Source organism: Longicatena sp. (assembly GCF_982403165.1).
Map to the genome: position 1 here is coordinate 45983 of NZ_CEVYEL010000006.1, position 18458 is coordinate 64440.

Consider the following 18458-nt stretch of genomic DNA (forward strand, 5'->3'; position numbering starts at 1 on the left):
GAACATGAGTTCAACATGGGAATTAAAAGAAAAATCAACAGGTGAATTAACAACAACTGTAGAAGGAGATGCTTGGAAAGCTGCTCAAAAGAAAGCATTTGGCAAACTTTCTAAGAAAGTAAATCTGCCAGGCTTCCGTAAAGGACATGCTCCTGAGGCACTGGTTAGAAAACAAATCAGTACACAAAATATATTAATGGAGGCAATTGATGAAGTTGCTGGTGAAGCTTTAAGTGATGGTATCAAGGAACATGACTTGTGGGTCGTTTCTCGTCCTTCTTTAGGCATCGACAGTATTGATGAAGATAAAGTAACTTTTAAATTCACAGTTACAGTGAAACCAGAAGTAAAACTTGGCGCATATAAGAACTTGGATATTAAAAAAGATGATGCAGCCGTTAGCGATGAAGATGTTGAAGCAGAATTGACTTCTTTACAGGAACGTTTTGCTGATCTAGTAATAAAGGAAGACGGCAAGGTTGAAAATGGCGATACAGCTGTCATTGACTTTGAAGGATTTAAAGATGGTGTTGCATTTGAAGGTGGAAAAGCAGAGGCTTATCCATTAGTAATCGGTAGCGGTTCTTTCATTCCAGGTTTTGAAGAACAGCTGTTAGGCATGAAGAGCGAAGAAACAAAAGAAATCAATGTAACTTTCCCTGAAGAATATCAGGCAGAAGAATTAGCTGGTCAACCAGTGGTCTTCAAGGTTACGGTACATGATATTAAAGAAAAGGTATTGCCTGAAGTAAATGATGAATTAATCAAACAGGCAGAAATCAAAGATGTTGAAACGGTTGATGCGTACAAAGAATATGCACGTAAAAATCTGGAAACTAGTAAAGCAAATGCGGCTAATCAGAAATTTGAAAATGAATTGCTGACTGCGGTAACGGATGCTGCAGAAGTAGAAATTCCAGATGTTATGGTAGAAGAAGAAACGGATACTTTGGTAAATGAATTTGCACAGCGTTTACAGTCTCAGGGATTCAGCTTGGATCAGTTCAAACAGGTAACTGGACAAACAGATGAAATGATTCGTGAGGAAATGGGCAAAGACGCATACAACAAAGTAAAAGTGCGTTTAGTTCTAGAGGCAATTGCTGCTGAAGAAAAAATGGAAATCAGCGATGAAGAAGTAGAAAAAGAACTGGAAACAGTTGCAACTACTTACAACATGCCATTAGAACAGGTGAAACAGCTGATTAGCAAAGATGCGATTGCGTATGATCTGCGTATTCGCAAAGCTCTTGAATTATTGAAAGAGACAGCTGGTAAGTAAAGCCGCGTAAAAGACGCATCCGCGTCTTTTTTGGCTTATGAAAGGAGTGTAGACAAATGAGTGAAAACGATGCTAATCCAATTGTACGACTGCCTTTGGTTTGTACGCGCGGTGTAATTGTCTTCCCAAATCAAGAAGTAATCATTGATGTAGGACGAGACAAATCTACGTGTGCTGTAGAAGAGGCTCAGGAAAAGTTTGAGAGTCAGGTGGTTCTGGTAGCGCAGAAAGACTTAGCGATGGATTCACCAGACATTGATGACTTATATTCCTTTGGTACATTGTGTCAAATTCGCCATATCCGTCGTATGGATGGCTATCTGCGAGTAAAATTTAAAGGGCTTCAGCGTGTAAAGATTCATACGATCATCAATGACGATGAGATGATGAGCACATCTGCTGAGGTTATGTATGATGTAACACAGGATGCGATGGAAGAAGTAGCTTTAATTCGCAAAATTGCAAAACAGTTTGAAGAGATTGAAGCAATTTCGCAAAGCATTCCGAAAGAGATGATTAATGAGTTGGCAAAAGGGGTCAGTGCTCCTCAGCTAGCGGATCAGATATCACAATTGTTTCCTTTTACATTGGAAAAACGCCAAGAATTATTGGAAACAACAGGTGTCAATGACCGTCTGTTTTTGATCTTACAGGAAATCGAAAGTGAGAAAGAGCTTTCTCAGATTGAAAATAAGATCAATGATAAAGTGAAATCACGTATTGAAGAAAGCCAGAAAGAATACTATTTGCGTGAAAAGATGCGGGCGATTAAAGAAGAGTTAGGTGATGTGCCTGACAGTGATAAGGATGCGGATGAAATTCGTCGTCGTTTAGATGAGAACCCATATCCGGAAAGCATTAAAGAAAAAATTAAAGAAGAGCTAAGCCGTTATGAAATGTTGCCAGCAGCCAGTGGGGAGACCGGGGTCATCAAAACTTATATTGACTGGATGATGGATCTTCCTTGGTGGCAAGAAAGCAAAGATAATGAAGATTTGCAAGCTGCCAGTGATGTCTTAGATGCAGATCACTATGGCTTAGAAAAAGTCAAAGAACGTATCTTAGAATATTTAGCGGTGAAACAGATGACGAATTCTTTGAAAGCTCCAATTATTTGTTTAGTTGGTCCTCCAGGAGTTGGTAAAACATCTTTGGCCAAATCTGTTGCGCGTGCATTAGATCGTAAATTTGTAAAAATTTCACTTGGCGGTGTTAAAGATGAATCTGAAATTCGCGGTCATCGCAGAACGTATTTAGGTAGTATGCCGGGACGTTTCATTCAAGCGATGAAAAAAGCCGGAACGATCAATCCTGTCTTTTTGATCGATGAAATCGATAAGATGGCAAGTGATTATAAAGGAGATCCTGCCAGTGCAATGTTGGAAGTATTGGATCCTGAACAAAATGCGATGTTCTCAGATCATTACATTGAAGAACCATATGATTTGAGTAAGGTTTTATTTATCGCAACAGCAAACTACTTGGAAAATATTCCAAACGCTTTACGCGATCGTTTAGAAATTATCGAACTTTCCTCTTATACGGAATTAGAGAAAATTGAGATTGCGAAACGTCATTTAGTACCAAAGCAGATTAAAGAAAATGGTTTAAAGAACAGCCAGCTGAAAATAGACGATGATATGATCAGCTATCTGATTCGTTATTATACGCGTGAAAGTGGTGTGCGTCAGTTAGAAAGAACGATTGCCACTGTATGCCGGAAGAGCGTTTTGGCTATTCTTAAGGATAAAAAACGTTCGATCAAGGTTACAAAAAAACTCATCCATGAATGGTTAGGCAATGAAAAATTTGAATACGGCAAGCGTGAAACAAAGGATCAGGTAGGAACTGTGACAGGGCTTGCGTATACAGCCTTTGGCGGTGATGTGTTACAGATTGAAGTAAATCATTTCGAAGGTAAAGGGAAGTTGGTAATTACCGGACAGCTTGGTGATGTGATGAAAGAATCGGCAACGATTGCATATGATTATGTGCGTGCCAATGCTAAAAAGTATAAGATCAAACCAGACTTCTTTGAAAATAACGATATTCATATCCATGTTCCAGAAGGAGCCGTACCAAAAGATGGACCAAGTGCAGGGGTTACTTTGACAACAGCGCTTGTATCCAGTCTAAGCAACACGCCGGTAAAAGCGAATTTAGCTATGACGGGTGAAGTTACCTTACGTGGTCATGTTTTGCCAATCGGTGGTTTAAAAGAGAAATCGATGGCTGCTCATCGCTGTGGTATCACAACCGTAGTTATTCCAAAAGCGAATGTGAAGGATCTTGATGATGTACCTGCTGCTGTTAAGGAAACCGTAAGCTTTATCCCAGTGGAACGTGTTTCACAGGTACTAGATGCAGCTTTGGTAAAGTAAATGATCACTTTTCAGAAAGCAGAGCTAGTTATATCTGCTCCCGATAAAAAATCTTGGCCGGAAACCGATTTACCGGAAATCGTATTAGCAGGACGCAGCAATGTTGGTAAAAGCAGCTTTATCAATACGATGTGTGGAAGAAAAAAACTTGCCTATGTAGGAAATACACCGGGGAAAACAAGACTTTTAAACTTCTTTAACCTAGATGATAAATACATGTTTGTCGATGTACCAGGCTATGGTTATGCTAATATATCAAAAGCACAGCTGCTAAAATTTGGCGAAATGATGGAAGATTATTTTGCCGAAAGAAAACAGAAAAAAGGGTTAGTCATCCTTGTGGACGCAAGGCATAAACCAACAGAGGATGATATCACCATGCTTGAATTTGCACGATATTATGAAATTCCGGTAGCTGTTGTTGCGACGAAAACAGATAAGCTGCCATCAACCAAATTAAAAAATCAATTAAAGATGATTCGTAAAGAATTGCAATTGAATGATCATGAGCCATTATTTCCATTCTCCGCTGAAAAAAAGACGGGAATGGAGGCGGTATGGGAGTATCTCATTCCTATCTTTGAATCTTAAGACGTGTGTAATGCACGTCTTTTCTTTTATGAATTGGGTAATTAATTTTTTAGGGGTCTTTGCTAGAAATTTAGGGGACAACTTTAGGGTAGATGAAGAAAACGAACTAAAATCTAAGACCCCTAAAGTTTTAGATATCTTTTAAATTAGCAAAAGAAAAGCAGGGAATTCCTGCTTTAGAAATTATATATTAGGCCAAGATAACCTCTTGAATGGTTTTACGCAAATGCTCTTGTTGCTCATGTTCGATGGCATCATCGACAATGATGCGTGAAAGCTGTGATAAATCAGCGAATTTACAAAAACAGACTTTGTTGAATTTCGTAGAATCTACCAGTAAGATGGTTTCATTGGCAATGGCCATCATTTTTGCTTTTAGATGAGCCGTTCCAGCATTCGGTGTTGTCAATCCCTGTACCAGATCAATGGCAGAAGTTGTTAGGAAAAATTTATCAACATGGAAAGCACTCAACATACGAATGGCAATATCGCCACAGGCAAAATGGAAACCATGACGAATTTCGCCACCAATGGAGATGATTTCAAAGTCCTGACGTTTTTCAAATGTATGCAACAACATCAAATCTGAAGTAATGATCTTCAGATTTTTTTTTGATGATTGGATCAAGGCATTTGCAAATGCCAAGGCTGTCGTTCCGGTATCTAAGGCGAGGGTATCACCATCATGAACATAAGCAATTGCGCTTTGGGCTATTTTCATTTTCTTATCATCGTTTTTGCGATTATCTAATACTTCTTCCTGTTCAATCTTGTTACGTAAAACAGCTCCTCCATGTGTACGGATGATACTGCCGTTTTTTTCTAGCTCCCTTAGATCACTGCGTATCGTTGCAGGGGTGATATCAAATAATTTTGCTAGCTCACTCACACTGCAACGGGTGTTTGTTTTAATGAAATTCATAATTTTGCGTTTTCGCTCTTCCGCAAAAAGCGGATTTGGGTTCTTCTGCATAATTTCACTTCCCTTATGTATATTTTAGCAGATTATAGAAAAGTAAGCAAACGAAAATAAATAAAAACAAAAATAAATAAATATATTTACAAAACAAAAATATAGGACTATAATGAACCTGTAAAACGAAAGCAAATGAAAATAGGAGGAATTAAATGAAAATAACAAGAAAAGAATTAGCGAGTATGGTGGATCACACAAACTTAAAAGCTTATGCGACAAAAGAAGATTTCCAACAGCTATGCGAGGAAGCGAAAGCTTATGGGTTTAAATCTGTAGCAATCAATTCCTATCCAGTTGCGATGTGTCGTAAGATGTTGGAAAATTCTTCGGTATTATGTGGAGCTGCTATTGGTTTTCCATTAGGGCAAACCACGATTGCTGTAAAAGCTGCCGAAGTTGAAGATGCCATTGGCAATGGATGTCAGGAATTTGATTATGTATGCAATATCGGCAAAGTAAAAGAACATGATTATGCCTACCTTCGCAAAGAAATGGAATGTTTAGTAGGAATTGCTCGCAAACATGGGGTTTGTTGCAAAGTGATTTTTGAAACCTGTTATTTAGAGGAAGATGAAATCATCGAGCTTGCGAAAATTGCAAAAGAAGTAGAGCCTGATTTTGTGAAAACATCAACTGGCTTTGGCAGTGCTGGTGCAACAATTGCCCATGTAAGGCTCATGAAACAATATGCCGGTGATAAGGTACAAGTAAAAGCAGCCGGTGGTATCCGCGATCTGAAAACTGCATTGGCCATGATAGAAGCAGGAGCAACTCGTCTAGGTACTTCCTCAGGCATAAAAATATGCGATGAACTGGCAGAAAAATAAGGAGATCAATAATGAATATACAAGAATATATCAGTAAGGATTGTGTAACTTTCCAACTCCAAGCTGATAAGAAAGAAGCCGCATTAAAGGAAATGGCAGAACTACTATATCAAGCAGGGAAAGTGAAGAATTTATCACTTTATCTGAAAGCAGTAGAAGAGAGAGAATTGGAATATACGACCGGGATAGGAGGTGGAATTGCTATACCGCACGGGAAATCGGCTACTGTACCCCATGCCTGTATTGCCTTTGGCAAGAGTGAAACGGGTATTGCCTGGAATTCACTTGATGAAAAGCCTGTCTATTGTGTATTCATGCTCGCTATACCGGAACATGAAGATGAAACGCATTTGGATATGCTCAGTACATTGGCGCGTAAGCTCATGCATCAGGAAGTTCAAGAGGCATTGTTACAGGCAAATGATATAGATACGTTTTATCAAGCTATCGAATAATAAACATCGTAGATGAAAAAGGAGAAGATATTATGAAACTGATTGCGATTACATCATGTTCAACCGGAATTGCCCATACATATATGGCAGCTGAGGCATTAGAAATAGCCGCAAAAGATATCGGATGGAACATCAAGGTTGAAACGCAGGGGTCGGTGGGGGCTAAAAATGTATTAACTCAAGAAGATATTGAGGCTGCAGATGCTGTTGTCATAGCGGCAAGCACATCTGTAAACAAAGATCGTTTCCATGGAAAACGCTTATATGAAGTAGATGTCAATGATGCCATCAAAAACGGACAACAGGTTTTAAAGGATTCTTTGCAAGCTCCTATCTATGGAGGTGCTAAACAAACAGAAACCATAAAGGTTGAAAAAGAAAGTAATAACAACTTTAAAGGTATTTACGCTCATTTGATGACAGGTGTATCTTATATGATTCCATTTGTTGTAGCCGGTGGTATCATGACTGCATTATCTTTTGCATTTGGTGGTATTAATTCAGAAGGAGCAATTGCCGAAGCCTTTAAGACCATCGGTGGTACTGCCATGGGATTGATGTGGGCAGCACTTGGCGGTTATGTGGCTTTCTCTATTTCTGATCGTCCAGGACTTGTACCAGGCATGGTTGCCGGTATGTTGGCATCTTCTTCCGGGTCTGGCTTTTTAGGAGCATTGCTAGGAGGCTTTATTGCAGGTTACTCGGTTTTAGGTGTTAAAAAAGCCTTTGTAAAATTACCAGAAAAGTTTGAAGGTCTGATGCCGGTCTTGATCATTCCGGTACTATCCTGTATCATTACCGGTTTCTTAATGGTCTTTGTCGTCGGAAAACCACTTACTTGGTTGAATGAAACCTTGACATCTTGGCTGACAAGCATGAGTGGTGCTAGCTCCGTTGTATTAGGGGTCATTCTTGGTGCCATGATGGCAATTGACCTTGCCGGTCCTATTGGAAAAGCAGCATATTTCTTTGGTGTTGCATCTTTAACAGCCTTAACGCAAGGACAGACAAGTCCGGTAATGGCAGCGGTAATGTTATCTGGTATGGTACCTCCACTTGCTATGGCCTTATCTTCCACAGTGTTGGCAAAGAAAAAATATACACGCGATGAGCGTGAATCAGGAAAAACAGCATGGATTCTTGGTCTATCCTTTATATCTGAAGGAGCGATTCCCTTTGCGGTAGCCGATCCAATTCGTGTTCTTGCCTCTGTTACGGTAGGTTCTGCGATTACCGGGGCATTGTCAATGGTTTTCAATTGTGGTCTTGCTGTACCACATGGAGGATTCTTTGTCTTGTTAATTCCCGGTGCTACATCCAATGTCTTTATGATGGTATTGGCATTAGCTGTTGGTACGGTTGTATCCGCCTTGCTGGTATCTTTATGGAAGAAGGAAAAATAATATGAAAGATTGTCTAAACGTCTGTTTAATAGGAACAGGAAGAGCAGGCATGATCCATGCCCGCAGCTATATGGGAAACGTCGTGGGAGCACGTCTATTGGCAATATGTGATCCCTGTGAAGAAAATTTAAAAAAAGCCCAAGAAGAACTTCATGTTGCTTATACGTATGCGGATTATCAAGTGGCACTACAGAATAAAGAGATAGATGCAGTAATCGTGGTGACACCAACAGGTACCCATAAAGAAATTGTGCTGGCGGCAGCTTCTGCCGGCAAACACGTGTTCTGCGAAAAACCGATGGCGATTTCAGCGGAAGAATGTGATGAGATGATAGCAGCTTGTAAACAACATCATGTAAAGCTACAAGTAGGATTTATGCGGCGTTATGATGAGAGCTTTCAGAAAGCAAAAGAAGTCATTACATCTGGTAAGATCGGTGAAGTGACAATGATTAAATCACTGACTCATGGACCAAGTGAGCCCAAAGAATGGATGTATGATATAGCAAAAAGCAGTGGACCTATCGGAGAAGTTAACAGCCATGATTTCGATACGTTGCGCTGGTATGCCGACAGCGAAGTAAAAAGTATTCATGCAATTGGAAGAAATTTTCGCTCCTGCGAAAAAAAAGCAGAATATCCAGACTATTATGATACCGTGGCTGTATTATTGGAATTTGAAAATGGCATTATCGGCATGATTGATGGAGCACAATATGTACAGTATGGCTATGATGCCAGAGCGGAGATATTAGGTACATGTGGCAATGTATTGGTAGGTTCACAGAAAAACAACAATGTGAGCATCGCCACTCATGATAAGTGCATGCATGCTGAAGTCATGCCTTCCTGGACAAAGTTATTTAAAGATGCTTATATTAATGAAGCAAGAGATTTTATTCGTTGCATACGTGAAGATGATACCCCTAGAGTTAGTGGACATGATGGTAAAATGGCATTGATTCTGGTACGTGAAGGATTGCGTTCGTTACTTGAAAAACGACCAATCAGAATAGGAGAGTAAAAATGAAAGCTGCATTATTAAAAGGAAAGCTAGACATTAGCGTAGAAGAAGTTCCGCTGCCGGAAATAGGGGATGATGAAATCCTATTAAAGGTGAAAGCTGCAAGTATTTGTGGCAGTGATGTTCGGATGTATAAGAATGGTTATCAACATGTATCTAAAGAACATCCTTTGATTATCGGCCATGAATTTGCCGGGGTCATTGAGAAAATCGGTAAACAAGTCACGGCGTATGAAGTAGGGCAACGAGTAGCTGTTGCGCCCAATATGGGATGTGGCACTTGTGATCATTGTGTGAGTGGTGAAACACATCTGTGTGAGCATTACCAAGCCTTTGGTATTAATATGAACGGTGGGTTTGCCGAATATGTAAAAATTCCAGCAACCGCCATTCAACAAGGAAATATTACGGTATTACAGGATGCGATTTCCTTTGCGGAAGCTGCTTTGGTGGAACCTTTAAGCTGTGTGTATAATGGGCAAAAGCGTCTGCATATGACACCGGGAAAAGATGTTTTGATTATCGGCGCCGGCCCGATTGGAATTATGCATATCATGGTGGCAAAATTGTTTGGTGCTGCCAAGGTGTTCATGAATGATCTCAGTCGTGAACGGATGGAACAGGCGAAGAAACTCTTTCCTGATTTGATTCTGGTGGAAGGTGATTTACAAGAGGAGATACGCAAGCATACGGGAAAGGGCGTAGATGTATGCATCATTGCAGCTCCGGCACCAACAGCACAAACACAATCCTTGCAGTATATGAATATGAATGGGCAGCTGTTATTTTTTGGCGGTCTTCCTAAAGATCGCGAAAATGTATCATTAAATACGAATCTTGTACATTACAAGCAATTGAGCATTTATGGCTGTACCAGACAAAGTGTCATGGATTATCGACTTTGCAGCAAATTGGTAAACGATAAACGTATCCCTTTGAATAGCATCATATCCGCAACATATCCCATCGATGATTTCATGGAGGCGATGGATAAGGCAGCACATGCCGTTGGTTTAAAACATGTCATTACGTTTGCATAATCTGATCAGACAGTGAGCATGACATAATGGTAGTAAATAAATATGAAAGCACATAAAAAAGGCGAAAAGTTCGCCTTTTTTATCATTTATTGTTCTTTTTGTTCCACAGCTAGGATCAATTCTTTTGCATAAGGTAAAGAAGCAATCCAATCACATACAACATGCCATTCATCCAGTTTGTGATTTCTTCTGGCATAATATATATTCATTAACGTTTCATAATTCAAGGTACAGGTACGCAGTTGGTGGTAGCTGGTTGGCAATAGTTGAATCATGCTATACCAGACAGTTTTATCTTTTGTTTCTAAATATTCCAAGCGCAACTCTTCCAATACCGCTATGACTGCTTTCAAAGATGCTAAGGCTTTTTCATTCATATGCTCATAAGAGAAGTCATCTAATGTAAAAGGCTTACTGGCAATCTTATGCATGGTGCTTGTTGAATTGGCAACCGTTGCTACTTTATAGGTGTCATATTCTTTCCACCAGTACATTGGTGCGGTAAAATCTACGGAAACAAAAATCTGGCGAATAAATTTACGATGGTCACTGCCAGCCTTTGCTAAACGCTGTGCTAAAGATAAATCATTAGGCCCCATCACAAAGTTTCCTTCATCATCATAATAGGAATCCATGCGATTCCAGCTATTCATCGGATTACGAGCTCCGCGAATGGCGTTTTCAAAATTCATAACGCTGCAACGTTCAATTTTTATCATAATTCTTTACTCCTTATTTTTTATTGTTGTATTTATTTTATCATAGAAAAGATAAAGTACAGAGAAGAAAGTTGTTTTTATTTTCACATGGGCATATTTAGAGAAAAAGATGCATACATAGTGATAGGAGGATTTGACAATGAAAACAATGAAGATTGAAAAGCATCTGTTTTATGCAGATGAAATAAAGCGTTTGCATACACTGCAGGCAAAAGAACAGCTGCAATATGATCAAGATGAAGATGGTATTCGGGCAACCGGGCCGCTGCATATTCAAGGCAGTTATGAAACAATGGATGGCAATATAATACCTTTTGAAGAAGAATTGCAAATGGATGTATTAGCACCTAGAGAAAAGTTGGGCACAATGCCTTTTGCTATGCAGGTGGAAGCATGTGAAGGGAAGATGGATGAAAATGGGATACTTGTAACAATACTCATGAACATTAGCGGCTTAAAAGAAGAAACAGAGAAACCACAGAAAAAAATTACACCACAGCCGGTAACGACAACACCAATTCCACAACGAGAACAAACACCAGTACCGGATACATCGAACAGCAATAAGCAAGATGAAGAAGAAGCACAAGAGATTATCACTACTCCAGAAAATGAACAACCGGAAACGGAAAAAACGACGGTTGATGAATTTGAAGATTTATTTGAGGATGCCGATACCACGTATACTTCTTATCGCATGATTGTCGCAAAACCCAATGATACGTATGCCAGTATTGCCAATCGTTATGAGGTGAAAGAAGCTGATTTACGTGCATGTAATCATAATAAAACGATTGAGGCCAAAACTTTAGTAATCTTACCATGATGATTCTATTTGGAATCATCTTTTTCCTTTTAAGGGGTGCTTGAACATGATACAAATTCGTCCTGTTTCTGACCTTGAAAATGAATTCCCAAAGATTGCAACCATTATCAACAAATATTTGGTATATCTTACAAGAATAGATATGGTGAATAGGCATATGAAGTCTGAAAGAATACGCAAGACTGACAGACAACATTGTGATGAAATCAGATGAGATTGAAATAATGATAGCAGTCGTACAAGAAGTGCGGTACTTGAAAAATAAATCCACAAGATTATCAGATTGATTATAAAAAAACGGTTGAAATGCAGAAAAGTTTTGTTTATAATAAGTGTACATACGCTGAAGAGAAGGAGTACATGTTATCGGAAATACAGAGAGCTTTTGGATGGTGTAAGAAAGCATGAGGATACATGGAAGGTAGTCTTGGAGTTGATATTCTGAAAAGTGCAGTAGGAATATTCGGGTTGGCACATCGTTATTCGTGCTGTAGAGGCATATAAAAGTATGCGAAGTAAGGTGGTACCACGTTCATCACGTCCTTATACAGGACGTTTTTTTTATGGAGGGAGATGAGCATATGCAATTGTCAATGCCAGAAAAAGAAACCTCTCGTCTGTATCTGCGTGGTATGGAGGAAGCGGATGCCTGTGATATTTATGACTATTATCGGCAGGCTTGCGTAACGCAATTTCTTACCTTTCCCCCACATCCTGATGTAGAACATACATTGCACATTCTTAAAGCGTTTTATTTGCCTTATGAACGCCGAGGAGAACCGCAAGCTTGGTGCGTGCTTGATAAACAAAGGGGAAAGGTCATCGGTCATGTGTGTTTCCATGCATTGGAGGATGATACGGCACAGTTTGCTTATGTCTTACATCCAGAGTATTGGGGTCATGGCTATATAAGGGAGGCTTTACTTCCATTGCTGGAAGTTGGCTTTACACAATTTGGCTTGCGACGCATAACCGCAATGGTGGCGTATGAAAATAAGCGAAGTGCCAAGGTTTTAGAAGCTTTAGGTTTTCGTCTAGAAGGAATATGTAAAGAAGCAATGAAGTTAAGTGATGGCATCTATCACGATATGATGCTATATGCAATATTGAAAAAAGAATGGAGGAAGCTATATGAACAAAACACTTGATGCGAAATATGATCATCACAAAGTTGAACAAGAACACTACAAGACATGGGTAGAACAAGGCTATTTTACAGCAGGAGATAAAACAAAAGATCCTTTCTGTATCGTGATCCCACCACCTAATGTAACTGGGAAGCTGCACTTAGGTCATGCCTGGGATACAACGCTGCAAGATATTGTTGCTCGTTATAAACGTTTGCAAGGCTATGATATGCTGTGGCTGCCGGGAATGGATCATGCCGGTATTGCGACACAAGCAAAAGTTGATGAACGATTAAAAGGGGAAGGAATTTCCCGTTATGATATCGGGCGTGAAAAATTTTTAGACAGAGCTTGGGAATGGAAAGAGGAATATGCTTCTACGATTCGTAAGCAATGGGCAAAGATGGGTTTATCCTTAGATTATACAAGAGAGCGCTTTACGTTGGATGATGGGTTAAGTCATGCTGTTCGTAAAGTATTTGTGGATCTGTATAACGATGGTTTGATCTATCAGGGTGAGCGTATTATCAACTGGGATCCAGAAGCAATGACAGCTTTATCTAATATTGAAGTTATTCATAAAGAAATCGAAGGTGCCATGTATTATTTCAAATACAAGGTTGTTGAAACGGGAAAAGAATTAGTCATTGCGACAACCCGTCCGGAAACGATGTTTGCCGATCAGGCTATCTTTGTTCATCCGGATGATGAGCGTTATAAAGACATCGTTGGGTTGCATGCCATCAACACGGCAAATGGCGAAGCTTTGCCAATCATGGCGGATGATTATATTGATATGAGCTTTGGTACAGCAGTCATGAAATGTACGCCAGCGCATGATCCAAATGACTTTGCCTTGGCGAAAAAATACAATCTTCCTATGCCAATCTGTATGCATCCAAATGGAACGATGAATGATATGTGTGGTAAGTATGCAGGAATGGATCGCTTTGCTTGTCGGAAAGCATTAGTAGAAGATTTTGAAGCAGCCGGTGTCGTTGATCATATCGAAAAGCATATGCATCAAGTTGGACATTCAGAGCGTACCGGAGTAATCGTAGAACCATATTTATCAAAACAATGGTTTGTTAAGATGAAACCGTTGGCGCAAGAAGTATTAAAAAATCAGGAAATAGCGGAACAGCGTATCAATTTCTATCCAAAACGTTTTGAAAAGACATTCCATCAATGGTTGGAAAATATTGAAGACTGGTGTATTTCTCGTCAGCTGTGGTGGGGACATCGCATTCCTGCCTGGTATCATAAAGAAACCAATGAAATTTATGTAGGCATGGAAGATCCGCAGGATCAGGAAAACTGGAAGCAGGATGAAGATGTATTGGATACTTGGTTCTCCAGTGCTTTATGGCCGTTCTCAACTTTAGGCTGGCCGGAAAATACGGATGATCTGGCACGATATTTCCCAAATGATCTGTTAGTAACCGGTTATGACATTATTTTCTTCTGGGTTGCCCGAATGGCTTTCCAGACGCGTTACTGCATGAAGAATCGTCCATTCAAGGATGTATTGATTCATGGACTTGTACGTGATCCACAAGGCAGAAAGATGAGCAAGTCGCTAGGTAATGGTATTGACCCAATGGATGTCATTGATCATTTCGGTGTTGATGCATTGCGTTTCTTCTTGACGACGAATTCTACTCCGGGGCAGGATCTGCGTTACTCTGATGAAAAAGTCGAAGCAAGCTGGAACTTTATCAATAAGATTTGGAATGCCAGTCGCTTTGCGCTGATGCAGTTGGGAGATGCGTTCCATTTGGAGGATATCGATGTAAGCAATGCGTCAATGATTGATAAATGGATTTTAAAACGCTTTAATGAAGTATTGGAAAATGTTACGGAAAACATGGAAAAATATGAGTTTGCGTTAGTGGGTAATGAATTGTACAATTTTGTATGGGATGATTTCTGTTCCTGGTATATTGAATTATCCAAAGCTGGTTTACAGAGTGCAGATGCAACGGTGGTAACAGCAGCACGCTCTACGCTGGTCATTGTTTTACGTGGTATCGTACGTATGTTACATCCATTCATGCCATTTGTAAGTGAAGAAATCTATTTAAGCCTGCCACATGAAAAAGCAAGCATCAATTTGGAATGCTGGCCAACTAAAGTGGATGTTACCATGAGTGAAGACGAAATGGTAGCGGTAAAACAGCTGCTAACGATGATTGAAGCAGTACGTGCTATTAAGGTAGATTACAATCTGAAACCAAGTATGGATATTGAAGTTATCATTAAGGATGAACACGATGTGCTCATGCCAAGTGATGCAAACAGAAATGCCATCTTACAGAAGATGTGTCATGCGACCTGGATAGATAATGCCAAAGATGAAGAAATGGCAGTTCGTCCAATCTTGCATGGTACCTTGAATGTACCTTTGGCAGCTATTATCAATGTAGAAGAAGAGATTGCTAAACTAAGCAAAGAAGTGAAACGTTTGCAAGGAGAAATCAAACGTGGAGAAGGTATGCTGAGCAATCCAAACTTTGTGAATAAAGCGCCTGAGGCCAAAGTGAATGCGGAAAAGGAAAAGTTAGAAGGCTATAAAGCACAGTATGCAATTGTTGGAAAACAATTAGAAGAAATGGAAAAAAGACGTTAATTATTTAAGTGATTTAAAAAGATTTTTAGAAATAGGATTACTTCTGAAAATCTTTTTTTTGTATGGGTGACACAAGATATTCATACTATGATTCATATTTAGTAAGGTTAGAAAGACGCTATTCAGAAAAGTTGGTATACCATATAATGAAATACTACACGAATAGATAAGAGAAAATTTTATTGAATTATAACCATTGTATTTCATAGGTAAACATAAGATTTTAGGGATGGCAAAAGCAAATAAGATGCTTTTTTATAAGATGTAGACGAAAATATAGATAAAAAGTTATATTTTACGAATGAAAATTGCGATAATTGATAATAAAATAAAAAAAGTGACATATTTGTGATAAAATAATATCATATAGAAACCTATGTTGTAGGTTATATAAGGGGTAAACAATCGTTATGAAAGAAAATACGGAAGTCTATGTACAGTTGTTCAGTCACACGTATACGTTTTTACTGCCTTTACACAGTCTAAACATGGCTGCAATTGAAAAAGACTTACAATTACGAAAGGATCATGATGGTAATTACTACTTACAGGATCAATTCATCCGTATGTATTCTTTTTCTGCGCTCTTACAAGAACCTGCAGAAGAAGAATTGATTTGTTGTGTTTTAAAACAGCATGATCAACAAATGGTGTTACGTGTTCATAACGTAGGAGATGTAATTACTCTGACATCACCAATTCATGCTTTGCCCAAATATGTAAGAACGAAGGAAAACAGCTTTCTTGGTGGTTGTGTTTGCTATGCCGAACATGAAGTCGGTTATGTTATAGATGTGGAAAAATTATTTCACGATGTACAAGAAAGTGTGAGCCTATGAAACATAGAGCAGAAAACAGCAAGATTGATGCATTGACAAGAACCCTTAATATTGTTGCTGTAAAAAAAGAAATTGCTAAATATGGGAAAGCAGATGCAACCCAGGATACACTGTTTCTATTACATCATCATTTTACGAAAATGGCATTCACAAAAGTGAAGGAGGATCTTCGTCTGTGTGGTTTTTTGTTACATGCAGCGTTTCCCTATCCGACGTGTATCGCACGTGTGGGAAATGCGACCTTCTTTCTTTACCATCCAGGCTATCTTGATAAAGAACAGGTATTATCAAAATTGCAGTATTACGAGCATTTATTAAATAAGAATCAGATTTATAAAGATATGCAGGTAACTTGCGGAGTGTGTTATACAGATAGCAAAAGCTCCTTTGAAGAAATGTTGGAAAAGGCAGAAGGATCGATGCGGTATGCAAGGGCACACGATTTGCATCTATATATTGGTGAAGTAAGTGAACGTTATGAAGATACAAAGCCATATCCTCATGAGATAACTCCTTTTAAAATATCGCAAAAGGATGTAGATGCTTTCTTTATTTTTCAGATGTTAGAAATATTATATCAAAATGATACCATGCAGAAAGGCATTGATCAGGTGATAGATCATATCTGTGCTTATTTTAAGGTACACCATGTATATATCATGACGCGAGATGATCGAAACCGTGAATTCCATATCTCACATGAACATATTTTAAAAAAATCTTTAGTGATGAATGATAATTTAAAGAAAATGAGTTCATTTATCGGAGAACGATATCAAGAAGTCTTTGATGAAAATGGGATGATCGTATGTAATCGCATGGAAGAATTGAAACAATATGATGTTTTTATGGAAGAGCGCCAACGTTTACGTGGTGTCCATTCATTGATGCAACATATGCTGGTGGAGCATGGTGCTTATATCGGTTATTTGACTTTATTAGACTTAGAAAATGTGCGCATGTGGACATCTCAGCAAATGGCAACCTTTCATTATCTGTCACATATTCTATCTATGGCATTGCAGCAGGAACGACTAGAAAAAGAAAGTGAAGCCTTATCCCAATACGATCATTTGACGGATGCGTGGAAATTGGATCGCTTTAAACAGCAGGTAACTGAGGATCTTCAAGTATATGGGGAAGCAATGGCCTTATTAACATTGGATATTAAGAACTTTAAAATGATTAATACCGATTATGGATATACATATGGCAATCGCATTCTTGTAGCGATGGCGCAGATTTTACGTCAGATCATGGAATCACATGAAAGCTTTGTACGTATGAATGCGGATATCTTTGTTGTTTTATTACATTATGAATCACAAGCTGAGCTACAACAGCGAATTGAGGATATTATCCGGCGCATGGAACGTATGGCGGATACACAAAATTTGGCTTTTCCGATTATTTGCATGATTGGCGTCTATATGATCAAGGAGAAAAACATGCCATTGCCAAGCATGATTGATCATGCGAACAGTGCACGAAAAAAAATAAAGATGTATCATAAGAGCAGTTATGCCTTCTTTGACGATGCAGACGAAGCAAGTCATCGCAAGGAACATCATTTCATTCAAGACATTATTGCGGCTTTTCACAACAATGAATTTATTGTGTATTATCAGCCAAAGGTGCACATTCCAACACGTCGCTGTTATGGCTTAGAGGCTTTGATACGCTGGAAACGCGGTAATGAAATTATTGGTCCAGATACATTCATATCGCTTTTTGAAAAACATGGGTATATTGACGAATTAGATATGTTTGTATTAAAACAGGCCTGCATGCAAATCAATACATGGATCGATGCAGGTATTGAGCCTTTGTCCATTGCCGTTAATATATCAGGGGTTCATTTGCGTGATCCTGATATCGTTAATAAAATTGTCAATGTTTGTCAATATTTTGATATTCCCCGTAACTTGATTGAATTAGAAATAACAGAAAGTGTCATGCTGGAGGATATCGATGATGTCATGAAAAAAGCCATTGCGTTGAAACAGGCAGGCTTTAAATTGTCTATGGATGATTTCGGTACCGGTTTTTCGTCTTTAAGCATTTTGAAAAAGCTGCCGGTGGATATCATTAAGCTGGATCGAGAGTTTTTCCAAAAGGTAATGGATCAGCGGGAAAAAATTATTATTTCCAATGTGATCCATATGGCCCAACAGTTAAATATCAATGTCATCAGCGAAGGCATTGAAACGATTGAACATATTCGCTTCTTACAAGAAATCGGTTGTGAGGAAGCACAAGGCTTTTATTTCTCAAAACCGTTACCAATGGAAGAATTGGATAACATTTTGTGGACACCGTTTGAAATGGAGGAGTTGTGA

15 protein-coding genes and 1 other annotated feature are annotated in these 18458 nt (G+C 38.9%); of the genes, 13 read left to right on the top strand and 2 right to left on the bottom strand.

Annotated features, from left to right (window positions below; genetic code table 11):
* Window positions 1-4: 4 nt before the first annotated feature.
* From tig to yihA, 3 genes are read left to right on the top strand one after another with little or no spacing between them, the layout of a single operon-like run.
* Window positions 5-1282: a trigger factor gene (tig, locus tag AC1VS3_RS02250; RefSeq protein ID WP_008688968.1), complete on the top strand. Its 1278-nt coding sequence runs from the start codon at window positions 5-7 to the stop codon at window positions 1280-1282.
* A gap of 56 nt (window positions 1283-1338) precedes the next feature.
* Entirely contained in the window at window positions 1339-3663 is a 2325-nt protein-coding gene (gene lon, locus AC1VS3_RS02255) for an endopeptidase La (RefSeq protein WP_008688966.1), read from the top strand.
* Window positions 3664-4254 carry a ribosome biogenesis GTP-binding protein YihA/YsxC gene (gene yihA / locus AC1VS3_RS02260; protein ID WP_008688964.1) on the top strand — a complete coding sequence of 197 codons (591 nt, stop codon included), beginning with the start codon at window positions 3664-3666 and terminating at the stop codon, window positions 4252-4254.
* 190 nt (window positions 4255-4444) lie between these two features.
* On the opposite strand, the gene AC1VS3_RS02265 is transcribed toward yihA, so the two are convergent.
* On the bottom strand, window positions 4445-5227 hold the full coding sequence (locus AC1VS3_RS02265) for a DeoR/GlpR family DNA-binding transcription regulator (protein WP_008688963.1): 783 nt from the start codon (window positions 5225-5227) through the stop codon (window positions 4445-4447).
* A gap of 155 nt (window positions 5228-5382) precedes the next feature.
* On the opposite strand from AC1VS3_RS02265, the gene deoC reads away from it, so the two are divergent.
* The 5 genes from deoC to AC1VS3_RS02290 are packed head-to-tail and all read left to right on the top strand — an operon-like array spanning window position 5383 to window position 9979.
* Window positions 5383-6057 (top strand): deoxyribose-phosphate aldolase, encoded by a 675-nt coding sequence (gene deoC, locus AC1VS3_RS02270; RefSeq protein ID WP_008688960.1) that lies wholly within the window; start codon window positions 5383-5385, stop codon window positions 6055-6057.
* Between the two features lie 11 nt (window positions 6058-6068).
* Window positions 6069-6512: a PTS sugar transporter subunit IIA gene (locus tag AC1VS3_RS02275; RefSeq protein ID WP_008688957.1), complete on the top strand. Its 444-nt coding sequence runs from the start codon at window positions 6069-6071 to the stop codon at window positions 6510-6512.
* 32 nt (window positions 6513-6544) lie between these two features.
* Window positions 6545-7915, top strand: coding sequence for a PTS fructose transporter subunit IIC (locus tag AC1VS3_RS02280; protein ID WP_008688956.1), 1371 nt, complete (start codon window positions 6545-6547; stop codon window positions 7913-7915).
* Between the two features lies 1 nt (window position 7916).
* A complete protein-coding gene (locus AC1VS3_RS02285) occupies window positions 7917-8939 on the top strand; it encodes a Gfo/Idh/MocA family oxidoreductase (RefSeq protein ID WP_008688954.1) in 1023 nt (340 codons plus the stop codon).
* Between the two features lie 2 nt (window positions 8940-8941).
* The gene (locus tag AC1VS3_RS02290; RefSeq protein ID WP_008688953.1) at window positions 8942-9979 is read left to right on the top strand and encodes a zinc-dependent dehydrogenase; all 1038 of its coding nucleotides are present in this window, start codon (window positions 8942-8944) and stop codon (window positions 9977-9979) included.
* Window positions 9980-10065: 86 nt separating this feature from the next.
* Here AC1VS3_RS02290 and AC1VS3_RS02295 read toward each other — a convergent pair whose 3' ends face one another.
* Window positions 10066-10698: a hypothetical protein gene (locus tag AC1VS3_RS02295; RefSeq protein WP_008688950.1), complete on the bottom strand. Its 633-nt coding sequence runs from the start codon at window positions 10696-10698 to the stop codon at window positions 10066-10068.
* Window positions 10699-10837: 139 nt separating this feature from the next.
* Here AC1VS3_RS02295 and AC1VS3_RS02300 point away from each other — a divergent pair, with 139 nt between their 5' ends.
* The 5 genes from AC1VS3_RS02300 (at window position 10838) to AC1VS3_RS02320 (ending at window position 18458) form a co-directional block, all read left to right on the top strand.
* Complete coding sequence (locus AC1VS3_RS02300; RefSeq protein WP_008688948.1) at window positions 10838-11524, top strand: LysM peptidoglycan-binding domain-containing protein; 687 nt, start codon at window positions 10838-10840, stop codon at window positions 11522-11524.
* 334 nt (window positions 11525-11858) lie between these two features.
* Window positions 11859-12072, top strand: a binding site (T-box leader).
* A 33-nt stretch (window positions 12073-12105) separates the two neighbouring features.
* Window positions 12106-12672: a GNAT family N-acetyltransferase gene (locus AC1VS3_RS02305; RefSeq protein WP_481275486.1), complete on the top strand. Its 567-nt coding sequence runs from the start codon at window positions 12106-12108 to the stop codon at window positions 12670-12672.
* Window positions 12656-15280, top strand: a complete 2625-nt coding sequence (locus AC1VS3_RS02310; RefSeq protein ID WP_008688944.1) for a valine--tRNA ligase — start codon at window positions 12656-12658, stop codon at window positions 15278-15280. Before AC1VS3_RS02305 ends, AC1VS3_RS02310 begins: the two co-directional genes overlap by 17 nt.
* Before the next feature lie 410 nt (window positions 15281-15690).
* Window positions 15691-16119, top strand: a complete 429-nt coding sequence (locus tag AC1VS3_RS02315; RefSeq protein ID WP_008688943.1) for a chemotaxis protein CheW — start codon at window positions 15691-15693, stop codon at window positions 16117-16119.
* Window positions 16116-18458, top strand: coding sequence for a putative bifunctional diguanylate cyclase/phosphodiesterase (locus AC1VS3_RS02320; RefSeq protein WP_008688942.1), 2343 nt, complete (start codon window positions 16116-16118; stop codon window positions 18456-18458). The genes AC1VS3_RS02315 and AC1VS3_RS02320 overlap by 4 nt, the downstream gene beginning before the upstream one ends.

Excerpts from the sequence above, each read along its gene's own strand:
- tig (WP_008688968.1), top strand. The coding sequence starts at position 5 with ATGAGTTCAACATGGGAATTAAAAGAAAAATCAACAGGTGAATTAACA.
- lon (WP_008688966.1), top strand. The coding sequence starts at position 1,339 with ATGAGTGAAAACGATGCTAATCCAATTGTACGACTGCCTTTGGTTTGT.
- yihA (WP_008688964.1), top strand. The coding sequence starts at position 3,664 with ATGATCACTTTTCAGAAAGCAGAGCTAGTTATATCTGCTCCCGATAAA.
- AC1VS3_RS02265 (WP_008688963.1), bottom strand. The coding sequence starts at position 5,227 with ATGCAGAAGAACCCAAATCCGCTTTTTGCGGAAGAGCGAAAACGCAAA.
- deoC (WP_008688960.1), top strand. The coding sequence starts at position 5,383 with ATGAAAATAACAAGAAAAGAATTAGCGAGTATGGTGGATCACACAAAC.
- AC1VS3_RS02275 (WP_008688957.1), top strand. The coding sequence starts at position 6,069 with ATGAATATACAAGAATATATCAGTAAGGATTGTGTAACTTTCCAACTC.
- AC1VS3_RS02280 (WP_008688956.1), top strand. The coding sequence starts at position 6,545 with ATGAAACTGATTGCGATTACATCATGTTCAACCGGAATTGCCCATACA.
- AC1VS3_RS02285 (WP_008688954.1), top strand. The coding sequence starts at position 7,917 with ATGAAAGATTGTCTAAACGTCTGTTTAATAGGAACAGGAAGAGCAGGC.
- AC1VS3_RS02290 (WP_008688953.1), top strand. The coding sequence starts at position 8,942 with ATGAAAGCTGCATTATTAAAAGGAAAGCTAGACATTAGCGTAGAAGAA.
- AC1VS3_RS02295 (WP_008688950.1), bottom strand. The coding sequence starts at position 10,698 with ATGATAAAAATTGAACGTTGCAGCGTTATGAATTTTGAAAACGCCATT.
- AC1VS3_RS02300 (WP_008688948.1), top strand. The coding sequence starts at position 10,838 with ATGAAAACAATGAAGATTGAAAAGCATCTGTTTTATGCAGATGAAATA.
- AC1VS3_RS02305 (WP_481275486.1), top strand. The coding sequence starts at position 12,106 with ATGCAATTGTCAATGCCAGAAAAAGAAACCTCTCGTCTGTATCTGCGT.
- AC1VS3_RS02310 (WP_008688944.1), top strand. The coding sequence starts at position 12,656 with ATGAACAAAACACTTGATGCGAAATATGATCATCACAAAGTTGAACAA.
- AC1VS3_RS02315 (WP_008688943.1), top strand. The coding sequence starts at position 15,691 with ATGAAAGAAAATACGGAAGTCTATGTACAGTTGTTCAGTCACACGTAT.
- AC1VS3_RS02320 (WP_008688942.1), top strand. The coding sequence starts at position 16,116 with ATGAAACATAGAGCAGAAAACAGCAAGATTGATGCATTGACAAGAACC.